We start from the raw sequence: 18,646 nt of genomic DNA, 5'->3' as shown, positions 1-18,646 counted from the left end.
ACGGAGGATAGCCAATGACAGAGTTTTCCAATGCGGATGAACTGGAGAGGTTCGAGCGGAGGTGGAAGTTTATTTTCACATGCTTCGCGGTGATCTTGGCGGGGGCTCTTTTCGAACACATGCTTCGGCACCCACGTGGTGAGGAGGCGGTATGTTGCTATTCCTTGGGCGCCATAGCCTTTGTGGCCTGCCTTTTTTCCGCGAACAAGCTGCGCGATTCCGCTCGTCACGAAGGCGTGATCGGCGGGCTCGAATTGCTTGGCGAAGACCTTTCGCCTGGCGATCTGGATGACTGATTTGCCCGTGCAAAGGCTTAAGACGCCAACGAAGTTTTTTGCTGCCACTCTATTGGCAGTGCCTTGCCTATTGTTTGCTTTGGCCACAGTCGACGCCTCAACGTCACGCCATCATTTGGAGGAGCTCCTCGCTGACGTCAATGTGAGCGACGGCATCAGCGAGCGTGAGGCCGACGGCATCGCGTGGGCGTATTTCCTTGGATATGTTGGAGCGTGTGGCGGGCCGGATCACGGGAAGCTGGTTGACGGGGAATGGGTCATGCCTGTCTCGTTCGGCTACGCGGGAAGGCCGATGGACTCGCCAATTCGGATCAACGCAAAAACGGGCGCCGTCAGTCAGGCGGGTGGTCCATCATTTCGGAGTTACGGCAGCTTTCGATTCAGCGCGCTGTGGGGGATTCCTGTCAGAAGCCTGACATACCGTCTTGAAGAATATTATGCCGACAAATGGGGCGAGCGATGATACGCAAGCTTATTGCTGCCAGCGCCGTTTGGCTCGTTTCATTGAATGCAACAGCATCCTGTCCAACGAGTCACTTCGAACCCACCATCGAAATCGGGTCGTACTTTCCTGGATCCGGCGATATCCTGCAGGCGCAATGGTCCGCCACGCCCGATGCGGAAATGGCCTTGGTGTTTGTTGAAATGGGACGGCGGGAGCCAGGGTACGATTCTGGATACATGATTTCCCTGATGCGCGAAGGGCAGCATGGGGACGGCACGCTTTTCCTGACCCGGCTCAAAGATGGAAAGCCGGTTTCCCTGCAAGTGCAAGTGAGTGCGAATGAAGTGCGTGACCTGGTTCAAAAATTGTCTCCAATTCTTCTGAATACCCATTATTCGCCTGCAGGATGTCCTATCCACTATACGGACGGATTCGCGGTGCAAATGGCCGTTGACGAGCCAGGGCGCGGGCTGATCGGCGGTGAGGTGTACAGTCCAATGGAAGAATGGGAGGCTGGCAAAGCGGTCGCAATTGGCCGTATGCTTAAGGCCCGCGTCTTGACTGAGGAAGGAAAGTAAATAGATTTATGTTCTCCGCCGATTCCATCTACGTTCAGGTATTCAGTAATCGCTTCATCGTGAAGAACATCGACACCGAACAGTCGGTGACGGTAGAGCGCGATCTTGCATATGCTTCGCCTCGCATGCTCATTGCGGACTTCACCATGGCGCAGCACCAACTGAAAGGAGCGGTCAAATCCCTCCGGCGCGGCTCTTTTGCGCCGGCACCCCATATCCTGATGCACCCGATGGAGCAGATCGAAGGCGGGGTGACGCAGGTTGAGCGACGCGTGTTCACCGAGCTGGGTTTTGGCGCAGGAGCTTCCAAGGTTGTGATTCATATTGGCACGCCGTTGTCTGGCGATTCCATCAAACAGGCCATTCGAGCATGATCATAGGCCGAAAATTAAAGGTGACATTGTGATCGAGGGACCTTTTTATCATGGCACCAAGGCGCACCTGGAAGTCGGCGCACTGATTGAGCGCGGCTTTTCTTCCAACTACGGGAGCAGGCGGCAGGCCAATTTCGTCTACCTCACCGCGACCCTGGAAGCGGCGACATGGGGCGCCGAGTTGGCTGTGGGCGAAGGGCGCGGCAGGATTTACATCGTGGAGCCCACGGGGCCGATTGAAGATGATCCGAACCTGACGAACAAGCGCTTCCCCGGCAACCCAACCAAGTCGTACCGCTCGCGCGAACCGCTCAGGATCGTCGGCGAAGTGACGGAATGGACAGGGCATCCGCCAGAGCGGCTGCGAGAAATGCTGGATCACCTTGAAAAGCTCAAGGAGCAGGGAATTGAAGCGATCGAGGAATAAGGCGCGCACGTTTGCGGAGCGGGTACTGAAGGTGAATCACGCCGGCGAGAATGGCGCGGTGCATATTTACGCGGGACAGCTGGTTTTGGCGCGCTATACGGCGCCGGCGATGGTGGCGGAACTGCGAGAATTCAGGAGCCACGAGGAAGCGCACCGCGAGATCTTCGCGTCGGAGCTGCGGCATCGTGGCGTAAGGCGCTGCCGCAGTTTCGTCCTGTGCGGAATTGGCGGATATGTGCTTGGCTTGGTGACCGGACTCTTTGGCCGGACTGCCATCGCCGCTACCACCGTGGCTGTGGAACGCGTGGTCCTTGGGCACTTGCGGGAGCAGTTGCGTACTTTGGGCAGCAGCGATGCGGAGGCGGCGGCAGCGATCTCGCGCATTGTGGCGGACGAGCAGGAACACCACGACCGTTCTGCCATTCAAGCGGCCGAGGGCAAGTTCTGGCCGGCTATCCTGTCGCCGGTCGTGGCGCTTTCCACAGAGTCGGTGATCTGGCTGGGGATGCGCCTGTAAGCTCGCGCGGCTGGAGTATTATTTGCAAAAGTCGGAAGGAGGGGTGTCATGGGAACCGCATTCTGGATCAAGCGCTTCCTGGTCGTGCTGGCCGGGGCATTTGCGATCATCAGCCTGGCGCAGGCTCTGAGGGGGCATGCCATCGAATATTCGGCAACCCAGGGCGCCATATGGGGCGTGATCGGTGCGGCAATCTTCACGCTTGCGCGCTACAGGCAGGCGCGCAAGGGACAGCATTGCGCCCTGTGCCGGGATACGCCGGAAATGAGGGAGGAATAATGAAGGCGATCTTGAGTACCATCCTGCTGGCGGCTCTGGCAGGTTCGGCGCAGGCGCAGACGCCGCCCAAGTACGATGCCGAGCTGGCGAAGTCGCTGGGCGGGAACGAGAACGGCATGCGCAAATACGTATTCGTGGTCCTGCGCACTGGGCCGAACAAGGTGCCTGCGGGGCCGGAGCGCACCGAGATGTTCGCTGGCCACATGGCAAATATCCAGCGCCTGGCCAATGAGCGCAAGCTGGCGTATGCCGGCCCGCTGGATGGTGCCGACGGCGCCCGCGGCATCTTCATCTTTGCGGTCGAAAGCATCGAAGAGGCGCAGGCGCTGGTAGCTACCGATCCGGTCATCATCAAAGGCGAAATGGTAGCGGAATACCACGCCCATTTCGGTTCCGCGGGGCTGATGATGGTGAACCAGATCCATTCGCAAATCATCAGGCCTGCGGCGAAATGAAATACTCCACCGTCCGCACTTTCGCCATGTCGCTGCCGGACGTCAGCGATGAGCCGCACCATAACTTTGGCTCCTTCCGCGTCAAAGGAAAGATCTTCGTCACCGTTCCGCCGGGGGAGGAGTTCATCCACATTTTCATTCCCGACGAAAGGCGCGATGAAGTGCTGGAGCTGTATTCCTCCTTCGCCGAAAAGCTGCTATGGGGCAGCAAGGTTCTTGGCGTGCGGGTGCAACTGGCCAGGGCCGATGCAGCAGTCGTCAAGCGCCTGGTCAGGCAAGCCTGGGAACACAAGGCCCCCAAACGCAAGGGCGCCTGACCTTCGCGACCGCGAACTAACCATTCGCCCCTCCAAATCGACCATTCGTCGGCCCGGCCAGGCAGCCGGTGCGGGGCGGCATTAGCATCCAGATTTTTGAGGAGGCCAGGCTGTGACCAAATTACCCGCATTTCTCCTTGCATCACTCTCCCTTCTGCAAGCTTCCTGCGCGGTGGCGGAGACCCCGCTCGAGCAGCGCCTGGACGCAGCGCTGGCGCCAATGTTCAAGCCGAACTGGCCGGGCGCGACGGTGATCGTCACGCGTGACGGCAAGCCGGTTTTCCGCAAGGCGTATGGTTTGGCCAACGTGGCCGAGAACACGCCGATGCAGCCGGACATGCAGCTCCGCATCGGTTCCATCACCAAGCAGTTCACCGCAGTGAGCATCCTGATGCTGGCCGAACAGGGCAAGCTATCGGTGAAGGACGATGTGCGCAAGTACCTGCCGGAGCTCCCGGACAAAGGCGCCCGCATCACCATCGAGCACCTGCTGCAGCATACCTCCGGCATTCCGAACTACACCGCGCTGAAAGGTTTTCGCACGCTGCCCGATGAAGGCGTGACCCTCAAGCAGGTGTTCGACGTCTTCGCCAGCGAGCCGCTGGACTTCGCTCCTGGGGAGCGCTACAGCTACAGCAATTCGGGTTACTTCCTGCTAGGCCTGATTGTCGAAAAGCTGTCCGGTATGACCTACCACGACTTTGTGGCGAAAAACATCTTCGAGCCGCTTGGCATGCAGGACACCGCGCAGGAGGGTTTCGAGCGCAGCGCCAGGCGCCACATCAAGGGCCATCGCCTGAGCGGGAAGGAGATCGTGCCGGTAAAGGACATCGACGTGACGCTGGCCTATTCGGCCGGCGCGCTGGTGACCACGGTGGATGACATGGCGCGCTGGGATGCGGCCGTCAGCAGCGGCAAGCTGCTCAAGCCGGCCAGTTGGCTGCAGGCCTTCACGGCTTGCAGCCTGCCGCAGGACGCACCTTGCAACTACGGCTACGGCTGGAATATCGGCACGCTCGCAGGCCACAGGATGTTCCACCACGGCGGGTCGATTCCGGGCTTTACCGCGCAGGCCTTGCGGCTGCCGGACGACAAGGTCTTCGTTGCGGTGCTCACCAACGGCAACGGCGGCGCGGTGAATACACCGGTGATCGCCTACAAGGCCGCCGGCATTGCGATCGGCCGGCCGTTCGCCGACTTCAAGCCGATTGCCCTGGCACCGGAATCGCTGGATGCCTTTGTCGGCACTTATGTCGGCGCGGACAAGGTCAAGCGCGTTGTGCGCCGCGATGGCGACAAGCTGCTCATGCAGCGTGACGGACGCGATGCGGCGCCGCTCATGGCGCATGCGCCGGACAGCTTCTTCATGGAGGGATCGCTGGCGAGCCTGGAGTTCCTGCGCGGCGCGGACGGCAAGGTCCACAGCCTGCTGGTGCGCCAGCCTGGCGCAGACGAGACCGCGCTGCGCCAGTAAAAAGAGGCCGCCAGCTTCACTGCGGGCTGGCGGCCCAGACGTGCCCGCGGCTAGCGCGTCATGAGGGAGGCATAGGCCAGCGGTTTATCTGGCAGGTCCTCATTCGGATATACGATGCTGCCACTGACATAGCCCTGGCGCGAAATGACGATATTCAGCGTCATGGACCTGTCGACCGACTCGAACATGTTCTCGCCGATAGCGACGATCTCCTTTTCCTGTTGCTTGCCCACCTGTGCGTACAGGTGGTTGGCAATGCGGTTGATGTACATTCTCTTGCCGTTGGAGAGATAGTATTCGCCCTTGTAGGCATGCAGGTCGTCCGGCCAGATGAAGTATGGCTGGGGTTTTGCGGCCGCAACAATCACTCGGCCGGCATCGGATTGTTGCTGCGCCAGGGCTTGCGTGCAGCACATGGCAAGTCCCAGTATCGCAATTGTCTTTTTCATGGCGCCCCCTTTTTAGCGTGAGGCGAATTCCACCAGCACAGGCACAAGGCCGGCGCTGCGACTGCTATCGACATAAGCTACATTGCCGGTGATCTGGCCGTCCCAGGTGTATTTGATGTGGACGGAAAGCTGGCCGTCCGCCGCGCTGAACTTGCGCAAACCCGTGGCGATCAATTCGTGCTTCGGTAGCGAGCCAATCTGGCCGTACATCCGGGTGCCTTGCCTGGTGAGGTACAAGGTCTTGCCGTTGGCGAGCTGGTAGTCGCCAATATATTCAAGGATTTCGTCGGGCCACAAAGTAAGCGGCTTCACGTCCTTCTGGGCAGGCACCACGACTGTTTCGACCGAAGTCTGGCTCTGGGCTGGAACGCTAACAGCGAAGAAGCCCAGGCCGCACGCGAGCAATAGGCGTTTCACGATAGCCTCCTTTGCGTCAACGCGACGCAAACTGGATGCTGATTACCTTGGGCTCAAGGCCTGCCACCGAGGGCGATTCGTCGATATAGTTCAAGCTGCCGCTGACGGAATCATCATTTGCCCACACGAGCTCCATCCACATCTTGCCATCGAGTGCCTGGAATTGCCCATTGCCGGAGCGGGTGATTTCGTGTTCGCCTTGTTCGTCAACCCGGGCATACATACGGGTTGCCTTGCGAATCAGATAGAGCGTCTTGCCATTGGAAAGATCATATGCGCCTTTGTACTTGCCGAATTCGTCAGGCGACATATACGAACGTAGAACCTCTTTCGAGGCGGGGACCAAAACTGTTTGTCCGGTGCTCTGTGCGAACGCCGTAAGGGCGAGCGCGAACAGGCAGCCGGTAGCCACTAACCGCTTCATGATTGCCTCCGTTTTTTTGGTGTGTGGCCAGGGCTCTAAAATTGCCTGGCTCTTTCAATATAGCGCCCGGTCGGGCGGGGTGCTACCCCTGCGTCACCTCGGTTCGTGGCCGCGCTGCGCAGGCTTTCCCTCGCGTTTAACGCGAGGCTATTGAGAGGGGGGCATGCGCCGCCTGTTGGCTGGCCATGCTAGGCGAAAAGTTCAGTTCACCCGTTGCGGTATCGTCGTTGATCCAGACGATGTTCATATCCAGGCTGCCGTCGGCTGCAGTGAATTTGCCGTCGCCTTGCCATAGGATTTCTTGCCGGGGGTGCTGGTCAACTTGCGCGTAGAGGCGGACAGCACCGCGCGACAAAGTGAGGGTCTGGCCGTTGGACAGGGCATAGGCGCCCTGGTATTGATAGAACTCTTGCGGTGAGATGAGCTTGCGTTCCAAATTCATTTGCTTTTGCGCGGGCACAACCACCGATTGGTCAGCGCTGGTGCTGCTTTGTGCTGCTGCGCTTGCAGCGAGCACAAATAGCCCAGCGGCAGCGAAGTATCGCTTCATGACTGCCTCCATTCGTGGACCAAGGGTGCCAGTTCTAAATTGTTGTCTGGCACTTTTCAATATAGCCTTGGAAGAGGCCGACGGAATTTCAATATTTTGATGAAAGTGACTGTGGCGATACCTTGCGCATATGCCCCATCAGCGCTGATAGGTAACGCGATACACCTTGTGTGCGTGGTCGTCGGAAACCAGTATCGAACCGTCCGGCATCACCACGATATCGACCGGGCGGCCGCTGACTTCTTCGTTCTGCAAGAAGCCGTCGATGAAGGCGGTGTCGCTCACCAGCTTGTTGCCATGCAGGGTAATCAGGCGCACCTGGTAGCCGATTTTATTGGGGCGGTTCCACGAACCATGTTCCGCGATCAGCAACTGGTTGCGGTACTGCTCGGGGAATTGGGTGCCGGTGTAGAAAGCCAAGCCAAGCGGTGCCACGTGCGGACCCAGTGCCGCAACCGGCGGAACGTAGGCGTCGCAGGTTTTGCCTTTGCCGAATTGCGGGTCGAGCAGCACGCCGCCGTGGCAGTAGGGGAAGCCGAAATGCATGCCGGCTTTCGGCGCCACGTTCAATTCGCAGGACGGCATGTTGTCGCCCATTTCGTCGCGACCGTTATCGGTGAACCACAGTTCCTTGGTGATCGGGTGCCAGGTGAGGCCGACCGTGTTGCGCACGCCGCGCGCGTACAATTCCCAGTTGCTGCCGTCCGGGTTCATGCGCCAGATCTTGGAGTAGGCTTCGCCTTCCTTGTCGCAGATATTGCAGGGCGCGCCGATCGGGATGTACAGCTTGCCGTCCGGGCCGGCCTTGATGTATTTGGCGCCGTGCCAGGTCTCGGTCGGCAAGTCGTTTTTGATCACTTTGAAGGCTGGTTTTCTGGCGTAGGTTTTCTCGATGTCGTCGAACTTGATGATGCGCGAGATTTCGCCGACGTACAACGCACCGTTCAGAAGCGCGACGCCGTTGGGATTGTTGAGACCTTCGGCAACGGTGACGACTTTTTCGGCGACGCCGTCCTTGTTGGCGTCGACCAGGGCGTACACCTTGCCAGACTTTTGCGAGCCGACGAATACCAGGCCGCTGTCGGTGACGGCCAGTTCGCGTGCGCCTTCGACCTTGTCGGCGTAGACGGCGATCTTGAAACCTTTAGGCAGCTTCAGGGCCGGCAAGTCTTTGGCCGCTGCCGCCGGGGCAGGAGCGGCGCCGGCGCCGGCGCTGGCAACAGCTTTGCGCGCGGCAGCATTGTCCGGCAGCAGGTATTCGGCTAACTGGCTGAGCTGGGCGCTGCCCAATTGCTTGTCCCAGGCTGGCATGCCTTTGTCGACCGCGCCTTTGCCGATCACGCGCAGCAAATTGGCCTGGTAGAGCTTATGGGTGGCAATGAGGTCGGGGACGGCGAACGCAGAAGGGGAGAGCAGGGCGGTTGCCAGGGCAGATGCGGTCAGCGTCAGGACTTTTTTATTCATTGTGTTTCCCCTTGGAATGACGAAAAGGCAGGCGGATCCTCCGCCTGTTCCCTGTTTTTTGCATTTCGTCGCATATGGCAGGACGGGGGCGGGGCTCCTCGATATGATGAAACCATCGAAAAACAGCCTTTCGGGAGCGCAAAATGAAAATCGCTAAAAACATGGAAGCCATCTTCCTGGCCACCCTCCTGGTCCTTGTTGGTATTAATATGGCAACCATCATTGCCACCAGTGCGATCCCCGAGCTGCCCTTTGTCCTCACGGCAGCCAACCTGTGACCGAGCGCTGATGACTTACCAAGGATACATGATGAAGAAACCATTCCAGTTTGGCTTGCTGTTCACCGCACTGTGTCTGTTCCTGGGTCTGGCCCGTGCCGACGACACCACGACGGAAACCCGGGCCATTGATGCGCGCGTGGTGCGCGTCAAGCTCGACGGCGTGATTGACTTGAAGCTGCGCCGAGGCGATACCCCGGCACTCAACATCACTACCGACAAGCGCTACGTCAACAAGGTCACGGCTGTGCAGACCGGCGACACGCTTTACCTCGATACGGAAAGCCGCGGCGTCAAGCTGAAGTCCTCGGCGGTCAAAGTGGAACTGGTGCTGCCGCAGTTGCGGGAACTGGTGTCCGAAGGCGTCGGCAGCACCGAGGTCAGCGGCTTCAGCGGCGAGAACATCGACCTGACGCTGGACGGCGCGGGCAGCATGAAGGTGGTGTGCGACTACAAGAAGCTGAAGGCCAACCTGGGCGGCGTGGGCAGCATGCATGTGTGGGTAACGGAGAACGAGAACGTCGACCTCGACCTGCAGGGCGCGGGCTACATCACCATCGGTGGCCGCAGCAAGAACCTGAAGGCGACCCTGGGCGGCCTGGGCGGCCTGAATGCGCAGCAGTTCAAGGCGGAAGACGTGAGCCTGGACTTGAGCGGCTTGGGCAACGCGACCATCAACGCGTCGAATAACGCCAACCTGAACTTGAGCGGACTGGGTTCCGTTACCGTGTACGGCAAGCCGACGACCCGCAACGTCAGTGTGGATGGGCTGGGCAAGGTGAGCTGGAAGTAAGAGACATTCTGCAGTGCATAAAAAGAGATAAATCTAAAGCACCATGAAAAAACTACGAGGCGTGTTAATCGCGCTCAGCATCGCACTGGGGCTTCAGGCCAGTGCACATGCCGGGTTCGCGGAAGGGGCCACGGCGTATAACAACAAGAATTATGCGCTGGCCTACAAAGAGATCCTGCCGCTGGCCAAGGCGGGCAATACGGATGCCGAGCATTTGCTTGGCCTGATGTATTACATGGGCCGTGGCGTGCCGCAGGATTACAAGCAGGCGCTGACCTGGCACCGCAAGGCGGCCCTCAAGGGCAAGGCCGATGCGCAGTATGTGGTCGGGGCCATGTATTACACCGGCAATGCGGTGATCCAGGACCACAAGGAAGCGGTGACCTGGTTCCGCAAGGCGGCGGAGCAGGGGCATCCGGATGCACAGCAGGTGCTGGGGCTGATGTACCGGTATCACATTGGCGGCATGCCGCAGGATAATGTGATTGCCTATATGTTGTGGAACCTGGCGGCGGCCGGAGGTTCATCCAATGCGGCGGAGCAGCGCTCGGCGGTGGCGCGCGGGATGTCGCAGGAGCAGATTGAGGAAGGACAGGCGCTGTCGTCGGCCTGGAAGCGGAATACGCCGTTGCCGCGGTCGTCGCGGACAGGCGGCGGCTAAAACCGGTAAACCAGGGTCTGATGCAGGCCAGGTTCGAGGCTTCTGACTTTCGACGAGGATCAAAGGCGCCCAACCCACCTGCAGCCTCAAGACCGTTCGGGGTCTGACCCTGCGGGTCAGACCCCGGTTTACCGGTTTTGATGTAAAATCCGCCCCGTCATTGGGGAGTAGCCTCTCCTCCCCCCCGGAGGAGGCATATGTCAACACACTTGGCCCACAGGCCATGGCATATGCGGTCCCATACTTGGCAAGACCTTTGACCACAACGCCGCCGATTTTAGGCCGGGGGCGTGTTGTGGTCATTCGTCCGTGCCCGGCCTGGATCAAAACAATGGAATCCCTCCTCGTCTCAACTGGCGTAGTCGCCCTGGCCGAAATCGGCGACAAGACCCAACTGCTGGCCTTCCTGCTGGCCGCCCGTTTCAAGAAGCCACTGCCTATCATTGCCGGCATCTTCGTCGCCACCATCTTCAACCACGGCCTGGCCGGTGCGCTTGGCGCCTGGATCACCTCTTTGCTGACGCCCGAAGTGCTGCGCTGGGTGCTGGGATTGTCCTTCCTCGGCATGGCCGTCTGGACCCTGGTGCCGGACCAGATCGAGGACGATGAAACCAATATCGCCAGCCGCTTCGGCGTGTTCGGCGCAACCCTGGTGACTTTCTTCCTGGCTGAAATGGGCGACAAGACCCAGGTCGCCACTGTGGCGATGGCCGCCCATTATCCGGACCCGCTGATGGTGGTGGCCGGCACCACGCTCGGCATGCTGATCGCCGACGTGCCGGCCGTCTTCGCGGGCGACAAGCTTGCTGCCCGGATCCCCCTCAAGCTGGTGCACGGCATCGCTGCCGCCATGTTCGCGGGACTGGGCCTGGCGACCTTGCTCGGCATGGGCGCCCGCTTCGGGCTGTAAGCGCTACAATCGCCTCTTTCCGACAGAGGTGATGCCATGATGCGTGCGATCGAAATCCAGAAACCCGGCGCGGCCGATGTGCTGCGTTTGTGCGAGCGCCCGCTGCCGGTGGCGAAGGAGGGCGAGCTGCGCATCCGCGTGCACGCGGCCGGCATCAACCGGCCGGACGTGTTCCAGCGCATGGGCAGCTACGCGCCGCCGCCCGGCGCTACCGACATTCCCGGCCTGGAAGTGGCGGGCGAGATCGTGGATGGCGACCTGGCAGCCAGCGGCTTCAAGATCGGCGACATGGTGTGCGCGCTGGTGCAGGGCGGCGGTTATGCCGAATACGTGACCGCTCCGGTGGAGCAGGTGCTGCCGGTGCCGCGCGGCCTGTCGCCGCTGGAGGCGGCCTCGCTGCCGGAAACGTTCTTCACCGTCTGGAGCAATGTGTTCGATCGCGCCGGGCTGGGCAAGGGTGAGACCCTGCTGGTGCAGGGCGGTACTTCCGGCATCGGCGTGACGGCAATCCAGCTCGCGCGGGCGCTCGGCCATCGCGTGTTTGCCACGGCGGGCAGCGATGAGAAGGCGAGGGCGTGCGAGGCGCTGGGCGCCGCACGCGGCATCAATTACCGTACCGAGGATTTCGCGGCCGTGGTGCGCGAGCTGACCGGCGACACCGGGGTCGACGTGATCCTGGACATGGTTGGCGGCGACTACCTGCCGCGCGAAATCAGTTGCCTGGCCGATGACGGCCGTATCGCCATCATCGCGCTGCTGGGCGGTGCGAAAGGGACGCTGGACATGGGCCAGGTGCTGAAACGCCGCCTAACCATTACCGGATCGACCCTGCGTCCGCGCTCGGTTGCTTTCAAGGGCGCCATCGCGCGCCAGCTTCGCGCGACAGTCTGGCCCCTGATCGAGGCGGGCGACATCAAACCCGTGATCTACGAAAGCTTCCCGCTGGAGCAGGCGGCCAAGGCCCACGCGCTGATGGAAAGCAGCAACCACGTGGGCAAGATCATGCTGCAGGTGATCTAGCGCTTCTTCTTGATATGCACGTCGGCGATGTAAGCCGCGAAAGCAGCGGCCCAGCTGAACATGAAGACGCTGGACAGCACGATCACCGTAATGATGGCCACGATTCCCCAGCCGCCTGCGCCGCCATCGACAGCCGAAATGATGATGAACACGGGAATCGCCAGCACGAACGGCAGCGCGACCAGCGGCAGCACCGCGCGCCGCGCCAGGGTCGGCTTTTCCTTGGCTGGTGCCGGGGGCTTGCGCAGCCTGCGCCAGGCGAAGAACGGCCAGCCGAGCAGGAAAGCGATGGCGCCTAGCCGATCGTTGTCCGTTATGCATGCAAGCAGGACGGCCAGCGCCGTGGCCAGGACAAATCCCAGTAAAGTGGCCCAAACAACACGGGAAATGGTGTTAAAAATGCTATTTTTCATGGGCGCGGAGTCTAGCGTTTGACCCGACTTTGGGGCGCACGCTACAATTACGGGTTATTAAAAATTAAGCTACTATGCGCCGCAAACTCGTCATCGGTAACTGGAAAATGAACGGCAGCCGTGCCGCCAACGCTACCCTGTTGGCCGGTATCAAGGCTGGCCTGGGCGATGCAAAGGCCGATACCGCGGTCTGCGTCCCAGCCCCGTATCTGGCACAATGTCAGGCTGAACTCACCGGCAGCGCAATTGCCTGGGGGTCGCAAGATGTGTCCGCCCATGCTTCGGGCGCCTTCACGGGTGAGATCTCGGCAGCCATGCTGCTGGATTTCGGCAGCAAATTTGCGATCGTCGGCCACTCCGAGCGCCGCTCCTATCACAAGGAAAGCAGCGCCCTGGTCGCGCAGAAGGCGTTGGCTGCCGTGAATGCCGGCCTGGTGCCGGTGGTTTGCGTCGGCGAGACGCTGGAAGAGCGCGAAGCCGGCAAGACCGCCGACGTGGTCGGCGAGCAGCTTGATGCGGTGCTCGAAGTATTGGGCGCCGAGCAGTTGGCCGGGATTGTGCTGGCCTATGAGCCTGTGTGGGCGATTGGTACCGGCAAGACCGCTACCCCGGAAATGGCGCAGGAAGTGCACGCACTGCTGCGCGCCAGGGTAGCAAAGAAGGATGCGGCTGCGGCCGCCGGCATGCAGATCCTGTATGGCGGCAGCATGAAGCCGGAAAACGCCAAGGAATTGTTGGCCCAGCCGGATATCGACGGCGGCCTGATTGGCGGTGCGGCACTGAAGGTGGCGGATTTCCTCGCCATCATCCAGTCCGCATGAAGTGCAGCAATTTTATTAATTAAGGAATAGCATGAACTCTTTGTTCAATCTGGTCATCGTAGTGCAGGTCCTGTCGGCAATCGCCATCGTGGGCCTGGTCTTGCTGCAGCATGGTAAGGGCGCCGACATGGGCGCGGCCTTCGGCTCTGGCGCTTCCGGCAGCCTGTTCGGCGCCTCCGGTTCCTCGAACTTCATGTCCAAGTCGACCGCCGTGGCGGCAGCGATTTTCTTCGCTGCCACCCTCGGCCTGTCGGTCCTGGCCAGCAAGGGTAACGTTTCGGTTGGTGCGGGCGTGATGGATAACGTCAAAGCCCCGGTCACCGCTCCTGCGCCAGTGGGCGGCGCTGCGGCTATCCCTTCCGCGGCGCCAGCGCCTGCGGCTCCGGCAGCTGCAACCCCGGCTCCGGTCGAGGCTCCGGCCGCATCCGCACCGGCTGCTCCGGCACCGGCAGCGGCTACCCCTGCCGCTTCGCCAGCGAAGTAAAACTGGCAACTTTGAACTTTTTGCCGTTTTTCTTCTTGATTATGCGCAATGTGCATTAACAAAGCGTCGATCACAGTGTAGAATAGCGGCCTATTGCCGACGTGGTGAAATTGGTAGACACGCTATCTTGAGGGGGTAGTGGCGCAAGCTGTACGAGTTCGAGTCTCGTCGTCGGCACCAAAAAAGATCAAAAGCCAGCAGGTCGTTTGAATCATCGATTCAGGGCTTAGCTGGTTTTTTTACGAGGATGTGTCGTTTGATCCTGGTCTCAGTAGCAAGTGATTGGGGTCGAGCGTATTTCAACTAAGCTGCTTACCCATCGTGAACCTCGAAAATTACTTCCCCGTCCTGTTGTTCCTTCTCGTCGGCCTCGGCGTCGGCGTCGCCCCGCAAGTGCTGGGCCATCTCCTTGGTCCAAACAAGCCTGATGCGGCCAAGCTTTCCCCATACGAGTGCGGCTTCGAAGCTTTCGAAGACGCGCGCATGAAATTCGACGTCCGTTACTACCTCGTCGCAATTCTGTTCATTTTGTTCGACCTTGAAACTGCATTCTTCTTCCCGTGGGGTGTCTCCATGCGTGAACTGGGCTGGCAGGGTTACGTGACGATGATGGTGTTCATCGCCGAATTCGTGGTCGGTTTTTGGTATATCTGGAAGAAAGGTGCCCTTGATTGGGAATAAGCCATGTCTATTGAAGGCGTATTTAACGAAGGCTTCATCACCACTACCTTTGACACGGTAATCAACTGGGCGCGCACGGGTTCGATGTACCCGATGACGTTCGGTCTGGCTTGCTGTGCAGTGGAGATGATGCATGCTGGTGCTGCCCGTTACGACCTGGAGCGTTTCGGTTTCATGTTCCGTCCGTCGCCACGTCAGTCCGACGTGATGATTGTGGCAGGCACCCTGTGCAACAAGATGGCCCCTGCACTGCGCAAGGTCTATGACCAGATGCCTGACCCGCGTTGGGTGATCTCCATGGGTTCCTGCGCCAACGGCGGCGGCTACTACCACTACTCGTACTCCGTGGTGCGCGGTTGCGACCGTATCGTGCCGGTCGACGTGTACGTGCCGGGCTGCCCGCCGACTGCAGAAGCACTGCTGTACGGCATCCTGCAGTTGCACAACAAGATCAAGAAGACCAACACGATCGCGCGGTAAGACCTTATGAACACACATCTGCAAACACTGGTCTCCGCCCTCGAGCAAAAGCTGGGCGAGCGGGCCTCCATCGTCGTCGCGCTGGGCGAAGTGACGATTACAGTCAAATCTGGGGACTACTACCAGGTAATGCAAGAGCTGCGCGACGACGCAGCTTTGCGTTTTGATACGCTGATCGACTTGTGCGGCGTTGACTACTCGACCTACGGTGAAGGCACCTGGGACGGCCTGCGCTTCGCGGCCGTGACCCACCTGCTGTCCGTGGAAAAGAACTGGCGCCTGCGCGTGCGCGTGTTCGCGCCGGACGACGAGATGCCGATCGTGGCCTCCGTGACCCCGATCTGGCGCGCCGCCAACTGGTTCGAGCGCGAAGCGTTCGACCTGTACGGCATCATCTTCGAAGGCCACAACGACCTGCGCCGCATCCTGACCGACTACGGTTTCATCGGCCACCCATTCCGCAAGGACTTCCCAGTGTCGGGCTACGTTGAAATGCGCTATGACCATGAGCAGAAGCGCGTTGTTTACCAGCCTGTGACCATCGAACCGCGCGAAAACGTGCCGCGCGTGATCCGCGAAGAAAACTACGGGAAGTAAAACATGGCTGAAATTAAGAATTACACCCTGAACTTTGGTCCGCAGCACCCGGCAGCGCACGGCGTGCTGCGCCTGGTGCTGGAGCTGGACGGCGAGGTGATCCAGCGTGCCGACCCGCATATCGGCCTGCTGCACCGCGCCACCGAGAAGCTGGCAGAGCAGAAGACCTACCTGCAATCCGTGCCGTATATGGACCGCCTGGACTACGTGTCCATGATGTCCAACGAACACGCCTACGTGATGGCGATCGAAAAGCTGCTCGGCCTGGAAGTGCCGATCCGCGCGCAATACATCCGCGTGATGTTCGACGAGATCACCCGCCTCCTGAACCACCTGCTGTGGCTGGGCGCGCACGCGCTGGACGTGGGCGCAATGGGCCCGTTCCTGTACGCTTTCCGCGACCGCGAAGACCTGATGGACTGCTACGAAGCAGTGTCGGGCGCCCGTATGCACGCGGCTTATTACCGTCCGGGCGGCGTGTACCGCGACCTGCCGGACTCCATGCCGCAATACAAGGCATCGCTGATCCGCAACGCGAAGGCGCTGGCCGAGCGCAACGAAAACCGCCAGGGTTCCCTGCTGGACTTCGTGGAAGACTTCACCAAGCGGTTCCCGACCTACGTCGACGAATACGAAACCCTGCTGACCGACAACCGTATCTGGAAACAGCGTACCGTCGGCGTGGGCGTCGTGTCCCCGGAGGATGCGATGGCCATGGGCTTCACCGGCGCCATGCTGCGCGGTTCCGGCGTAGCCTGGGACGTGCGCAAGAAGCAGCCGTATGAAGTCTATGACAAGATGGACTTCGACATTCCGGTCGGCACCAACGGCGACTCGTATGACCGCTACCTGGTGCGTATCGAAGAGATGCGCCAGTCGAACAAGATCATCAAGCAGTGCGTGGCATGGCTGAAAGCCAACCCGGGTCCTGTCATGACCAGCAACCGCAAGGTCGCTCCGCCTAACCGCGTGGACATGAAGACCAATATGGAATCGCTGATCCACCACTTCAAGCTGTTCACCGAAGGCTTCCACGTGCCGCCGGGCGAAGCGTACAGCGCGGTGGAACACCCGAAAGGCGAATTCGGCATCTACCTGATCTCCGATGGCGCCAACAAGCCATACCGTATGAAGATCCGCGCACCGGGCTTTGCCCACCTGCAGGGTCTGGACGAAATGTCGCGCGGCCACATGATCGCCGACGCCGTGACCATCATCGGTACCCAGGACATCGTTTTCGGTGAAATCGACCGCTAAGGGCAAGAAATGCTGTTATCCCAAGAATGCTATAAAAAAATCGACCGCGAGTTGGCCAAGTATCCGGCCGACCAGCGCCAGTCGGCCGTGATGGCTGCACTGGCCCACGCCCAGGTTGAACTGGGCTGGCTGTCGCCAGAAACCATGAAGGAAATCGCGGACTACATCCGCATGCCGGCCATCGCCGTGCAGGAAGTCGCGACTTTCTACAATATGTACAACCTGAAGCCGGTCGGCAAGCACAAGATCACCGTGTGCACCAACCTGCCATGCGCACTGTCGGGCGGCGTGAAAGCTGCCGAACACCTGAAGGCCAAGCTGGGCATCGACTTCCGCGGCACCACCGAAGACGGTGCGTTCACGCTGATGGAAGGGGAGTGCATGGGCGCGTGCGGCGACGCACCGGTCATCCTGGTCAACAACCACCGTATGTGCTCCCACATGAGCAACGACAAACTCGACGCCCTGGTGGAGGAGCTGAAGAAATGACCTCGCTGCACGACCGTCACATCAATCCGCTGATCCTGAAGGATCTGAACGGCGACAACTGGCACCTGGCCGACTACGTCAAGCGCGGTGGCTACTCCGCGCTGCGCCGCATCATCGAAGAGAAGATCGCGCCTGAGGCCATCATCGCCGACCTGAAGACTTCCGGCCTGCGCGGCCGCGGCGGTGCGGGTTTCCCGACCGGCCTGAAATGGTCCTTCATGCCGCGCCAGTTCCCTGGCCAGAAATACCTCGTCTGCAACACCGACGAAGGCGAACCAGGCACCTTCAAGGACCGCGACATCATCCGCTACAACCCGCATGCACTGATCGAAGGCATGGCCATCGGCGCGTATGCGATGGGCATCACCGTGGGCTACAACTACATCCACGGCGAGATCTTCCAGGAATACCTGCGCTTTGAAGAAGCGCTGGAAGAGGCGCGTGCCGCCGGCTTCCTGGGCGACAAGATCATGGGTTCGGACTTCAGCTTCCAGCTGCATGCCCACCATGGCTACGGTGCCTACATTTGCGGCGAAGAAACCGCGCTGCTGGAATCGCTGGAAGGCAAGAAAGGCCAGCCGCGCTTCAAGCCGCCTTTCCCGGCCTCGTTCGGCCTGTACGGCAAGCCGACCACCATCAACAACACCGAGACTTTCGCGGCCGTGCCGTTCATCCTGAACATCGGCGCCGAGAACTACCTCGGCCTGGGCAAGCCTAACAACGGCGGCACCAAGATCTTCTCGATCTCGGGCGACGTTGAGCGTCCGGGCAACTACGAAGTCCCGCTGGGCACGCCGTTCGCCAAGCTGATGGAGCTGGCCGGCGGTATGCGCGGCGGCAAGAAGATCAAGGCCGTGATCCCTGGCGGTTCGTCCGCTCCGGTGATCCGCGGCGAGATCATGATGCAGACCGACCTCGATTACGATTCGATCGCCAAAGCCGGCTCCATGCTCGGTTCGGGCGCCGTGATCGTGATGGACGAGACGCGCTGCATGGTCAAAGCCCTGGAACGCCTGTCCTACTTCTACTTTGAAGAGTCGTGCGGCCAGTGCACCCCGTGCCGTGAAGGCACCGGCTGGATGTACCGCATGATCCACCGTATCGAGAACGGCCAGGGCCGTCCTTCGGACCTGGACATGCTGAACTCCATCGCCGACAACATCCAGGGCCGCACTATCTGCGCGCTGGGCGATGCTGCCGCAATGCCGGTCCGCGCCTTCGTCAAGCAGTTCCGCGAAGAATTTGAATATCACGTCGAACACAAGCACTGCCTGGTGCCTGTTTCGGCTTACTAAG

29 protein-coding genes, 1 tRNA gene and 1 riboswitch are annotated in these 18,646 nt (G+C 60.3%); of the genes, 24 read left to right on the top strand and 6 right to left on the bottom strand.

The window, feature by feature from the left end; all coding sequences use genetic code 11:
• The first annotated feature begins 14 nt into the window (after positions 1–14).
• The 10 genes from ASD58_RS01890 (at position 15) to ASD58_RS01845 (ending at position 5,162) form a co-directional block, all read left to right on the top strand.
• Positions 15–296, top strand: coding sequence for a hypothetical protein (locus ASD58_RS01890; RefSeq protein ID WP_057259398.1), 282 nt, complete (start codon positions 15–17; stop codon positions 294–296).
• Entirely contained in the window at positions 289–759 is a 471-nt protein-coding gene (locus tag ASD58_RS01885) for a hypothetical protein (RefSeq protein ID WP_057259397.1), read from the top strand. The genes ASD58_RS01890 and ASD58_RS01885 overlap by 8 nt, the downstream gene beginning before the upstream one ends.
• On the top strand, positions 756–1,319 hold the full coding sequence (locus tag ASD58_RS01880) for a hypothetical protein (protein ID WP_156401107.1): 564 nt from the start codon (positions 756–758) through the stop codon (positions 1,317–1,319). The genes ASD58_RS01885 and ASD58_RS01880 overlap by 4 nt, the downstream gene beginning before the upstream one ends.
• An 8-nt stretch (positions 1,320–1,327) precedes the next feature.
• On the top strand, positions 1,328–1,693 hold the full coding sequence (locus ASD58_RS01875) for a hypothetical protein (protein ID WP_057259395.1): 366 nt from the start codon (positions 1,328–1,330) through the stop codon (positions 1,691–1,693).
• Between the two features lie 13 nt (positions 1,694–1,706).
• The gene (gene arr, locus ASD58_RS01870; RefSeq protein ID WP_082565194.1) at positions 1,707–2,120 is read left to right on the top strand and encodes an NAD(+)--rifampin ADP-ribosyltransferase; all 414 of its coding nucleotides are present in this window, start codon (positions 1,707–1,709) and stop codon (positions 2,118–2,120) included.
• Positions 2,101–2,637, top strand: coding sequence for a demethoxyubiquinone hydroxylase family protein (locus ASD58_RS01865; RefSeq protein ID WP_057259394.1), 537 nt, complete (start codon positions 2,101–2,103; stop codon positions 2,635–2,637). Before arr ends, ASD58_RS01865 begins: the two co-directional genes overlap by 20 nt.
• A gap of 48 nt (positions 2,638–2,685) precedes the next feature.
• The gene (locus ASD58_RS01860; protein ID WP_057259393.1) at positions 2,686–2,916 is read left to right on the top strand and encodes a hypothetical protein; all 231 of its coding nucleotides are present in this window, start codon (positions 2,686–2,688) and stop codon (positions 2,914–2,916) included.
• Positions 2,916–3,371 carry a YciI family protein gene (locus tag ASD58_RS01855; protein WP_057259392.1) on the top strand — a complete coding sequence of 152 codons (456 nt, stop codon included), beginning with the start codon at positions 2,916–2,918 and terminating at the stop codon, positions 3,369–3,371. The genes ASD58_RS01860 and ASD58_RS01855 overlap by 1 nt, the downstream gene beginning before the upstream one ends.
• Positions 3,368–3,688 (top strand): MmcQ/YjbR family DNA-binding protein, encoded by a 321-nt coding sequence (locus ASD58_RS01850; protein WP_057259391.1) that lies wholly within the window; start codon positions 3,368–3,370, stop codon positions 3,686–3,688. Before ASD58_RS01855 ends, ASD58_RS01850 begins: the two co-directional genes overlap by 4 nt.
• Positions 3,689–3,800: 112 nt before the next feature.
• Positions 3,801–5,162, top strand: coding sequence for a serine hydrolase (locus ASD58_RS01845; RefSeq protein WP_156401106.1), 1,362 nt, complete (start codon positions 3,801–3,803; stop codon positions 5,160–5,162).
• 50 nt (positions 5,163–5,212) lie between these two features.
• Here ASD58_RS01845 and ASD58_RS01840 read toward each other — a convergent pair whose 3' ends face one another.
• The 5 genes from ASD58_RS01840 to ASD58_RS01820 all read right to left on the bottom strand — a co-directional run bounded on the left by ASD58_RS01840 (position 5,213) and on the right by ASD58_RS01820 (position 8,253).
• A complete protein-coding gene (locus tag ASD58_RS01840; protein WP_156401105.1) occupies positions 5,213–5,611 on the bottom strand; it encodes a hypothetical protein in 399 nt (132 codons plus the stop codon).
• Positions 5,612–5,623: 12 nt separating this feature from the next.
• Entirely contained in the window at positions 5,624–6,028 is a 405-nt protein-coding gene (locus tag ASD58_RS01835) for a hypothetical protein (protein WP_156401104.1), read from the bottom strand.
• A 16-nt stretch (positions 6,029–6,044) separates the two neighbouring features.
• Positions 6,045–6,452, bottom strand: coding sequence for a hypothetical protein (locus ASD58_RS01830; RefSeq protein ID WP_156401103.1), 408 nt, complete (start codon positions 6,450–6,452; stop codon positions 6,045–6,047).
• Between the two features lie 136 nt (positions 6,453–6,588).
• The gene (locus tag ASD58_RS01825; protein ID WP_057259386.1) at positions 6,589–7,002 is read right to left on the bottom strand and encodes a hypothetical protein; all 414 of its coding nucleotides are present in this window, start codon (positions 7,000–7,002) and stop codon (positions 6,589–6,591) included.
• Between the two features lie 138 nt (positions 7,003–7,140).
• On the bottom strand, positions 7,141–8,253 hold the full coding sequence (locus ASD58_RS01820) for a sorbosone dehydrogenase family protein (protein ID WP_373994436.1): 1,113 nt from the start codon (positions 8,251–8,253) through the stop codon (positions 7,141–7,143).
• Between the two features lie 356 nt (positions 8,254–8,609).
• On the opposite strand from ASD58_RS01820, the gene ASD58_RS32480 reads away from it, so the two are divergent.
• The 5 genes from ASD58_RS32480 to ASD58_RS01800 all read left to right on the top strand — a co-directional run bounded on the left by ASD58_RS32480 (position 8,610) and on the right by ASD58_RS01800 (position 12,128).
• Entirely contained in the window at positions 8,610–8,744 is a 135-nt protein-coding gene (locus ASD58_RS32480; RefSeq protein ID WP_255357309.1) for a hypothetical protein, read from the top strand.
• Between the two features lie 28 nt (positions 8,745–8,772).
• Complete coding sequence (locus ASD58_RS01815; RefSeq protein WP_229209865.1) at positions 8,773–9,537, top strand: GIN domain-containing protein; 765 nt, start codon at positions 8,773–8,775, stop codon at positions 9,535–9,537.
• A 43-nt stretch (positions 9,538–9,580) separates the two neighbouring features.
• A complete protein-coding gene (locus ASD58_RS01810) occupies positions 9,581–10,198 on the top strand; it encodes a tetratricopeptide repeat protein (protein WP_057259383.1) in 618 nt (205 codons plus the stop codon).
• 150 nt (positions 10,199–10,348) lie between these two features.
• A riboswitch (yybP-ykoY riboswitch) is annotated at positions 10,349–10,520 on the top strand.
• A gap of 9 nt (positions 10,521–10,529) precedes the next feature.
• A complete protein-coding gene (locus tag ASD58_RS01805) occupies positions 10,530–11,108 on the top strand; it encodes a TMEM165/GDT1 family protein (protein ID WP_057259382.1) in 579 nt (192 codons plus the stop codon).
• Positions 11,109–11,147: 39 nt separating this feature from the next.
• Entirely contained in the window at positions 11,148–12,128 is a 981-nt protein-coding gene (locus tag ASD58_RS01800) for an NAD(P)H-quinone oxidoreductase (protein WP_057259695.1), read from the top strand.
• Here ASD58_RS01800 and ASD58_RS01795 read toward each other — a convergent pair.
• Entirely contained in the window at positions 12,125–12,541 is a 417-nt protein-coding gene (locus ASD58_RS01795; protein ID WP_057259381.1) for a hypothetical protein, read from the bottom strand. The genes ASD58_RS01800 and ASD58_RS01795 overlap by 4 nt on opposite strands.
• 74 nt (positions 12,542–12,615) lie before the next feature.
• On the opposite strand from ASD58_RS01795, the gene tpiA reads away from it, so the two are divergent.
• The 9 genes from tpiA (at position 12,616) to nuoF (ending at position 18,645) form a co-directional block, all read left to right on the top strand.
• Positions 12,616–13,362, top strand: coding sequence for a triose-phosphate isomerase (tpiA, locus tag ASD58_RS01790; RefSeq protein ID WP_057259380.1), 747 nt, complete (start codon positions 12,616–12,618; stop codon positions 13,360–13,362).
• A 31-nt stretch (positions 13,363–13,393) separates the two neighbouring features.
• Complete coding sequence (gene secG / locus ASD58_RS01785) at positions 13,394–13,846, top strand: preprotein translocase subunit SecG (protein WP_057259379.1); 453 nt, start codon at positions 13,394–13,396, stop codon at positions 13,844–13,846.
• Between the two features lie 95 nt (positions 13,847–13,941).
• A tRNA-Leu gene (locus ASD58_RS01780) sits at positions 13,942–14,026 on the top strand.
• 141 nt (positions 14,027–14,167) lie between these two features.
• Entirely contained in the window at positions 14,168–14,527 is a 360-nt protein-coding gene (locus ASD58_RS01775; protein WP_057259378.1) for an NADH-quinone oxidoreductase subunit A, read from the top strand.
• 3 nt (positions 14,528–14,530) lie between these two features.
• Entirely contained in the window at positions 14,531–15,007 is a 477-nt protein-coding gene (locus ASD58_RS01770) for an NADH-quinone oxidoreductase subunit B family protein (RefSeq protein ID WP_028104278.1), read from the top strand.
• Between the two features lie 6 nt (positions 15,008–15,013).
• Entirely contained in the window at positions 15,014–15,604 is a 591-nt protein-coding gene (locus tag ASD58_RS01765) for an NADH-quinone oxidoreductase subunit C (protein WP_057259377.1), read from the top strand.
• Positions 15,605–15,607: 3 nt separating this feature from the next.
• Complete coding sequence (locus ASD58_RS01760) at positions 15,608–16,861, top strand: NADH-quinone oxidoreductase subunit D (RefSeq protein WP_057259376.1); 1,254 nt, start codon at positions 15,608–15,610, stop codon at positions 16,859–16,861.
• Positions 16,862–16,870: 9 nt separating this feature from the next.
• A complete protein-coding gene (gene nuoE, locus ASD58_RS01755; protein ID WP_057259375.1) occupies positions 16,871–17,350 on the top strand; it encodes an NADH-quinone oxidoreductase subunit NuoE in 480 nt (159 codons plus the stop codon).
• Positions 17,347–18,645: an NADH-quinone oxidoreductase subunit NuoF gene (gene nuoF, locus ASD58_RS01750; RefSeq protein WP_057259374.1), complete on the top strand. Its 1,299-nt coding sequence runs from the start codon at positions 17,347–17,349 to the stop codon at positions 18,643–18,645. Before nuoE ends, nuoF begins: the two co-directional genes overlap by 4 nt.
• Position 18,646 lies beyond the last annotated feature (1 nt).

The organism is Duganella sp. Root1480D1, from assembly GCF_001427305.1.
Classification (GTDB): domain Bacteria; phylum Pseudomonadota; class Gammaproteobacteria; order Burkholderiales; family Burkholderiaceae_D; genus Rugamonas.
The sequence above is the reverse complement of the archived record's forward strand: the minus strand, read 5'-3'. Positions and strand labels throughout refer to the sequence as shown.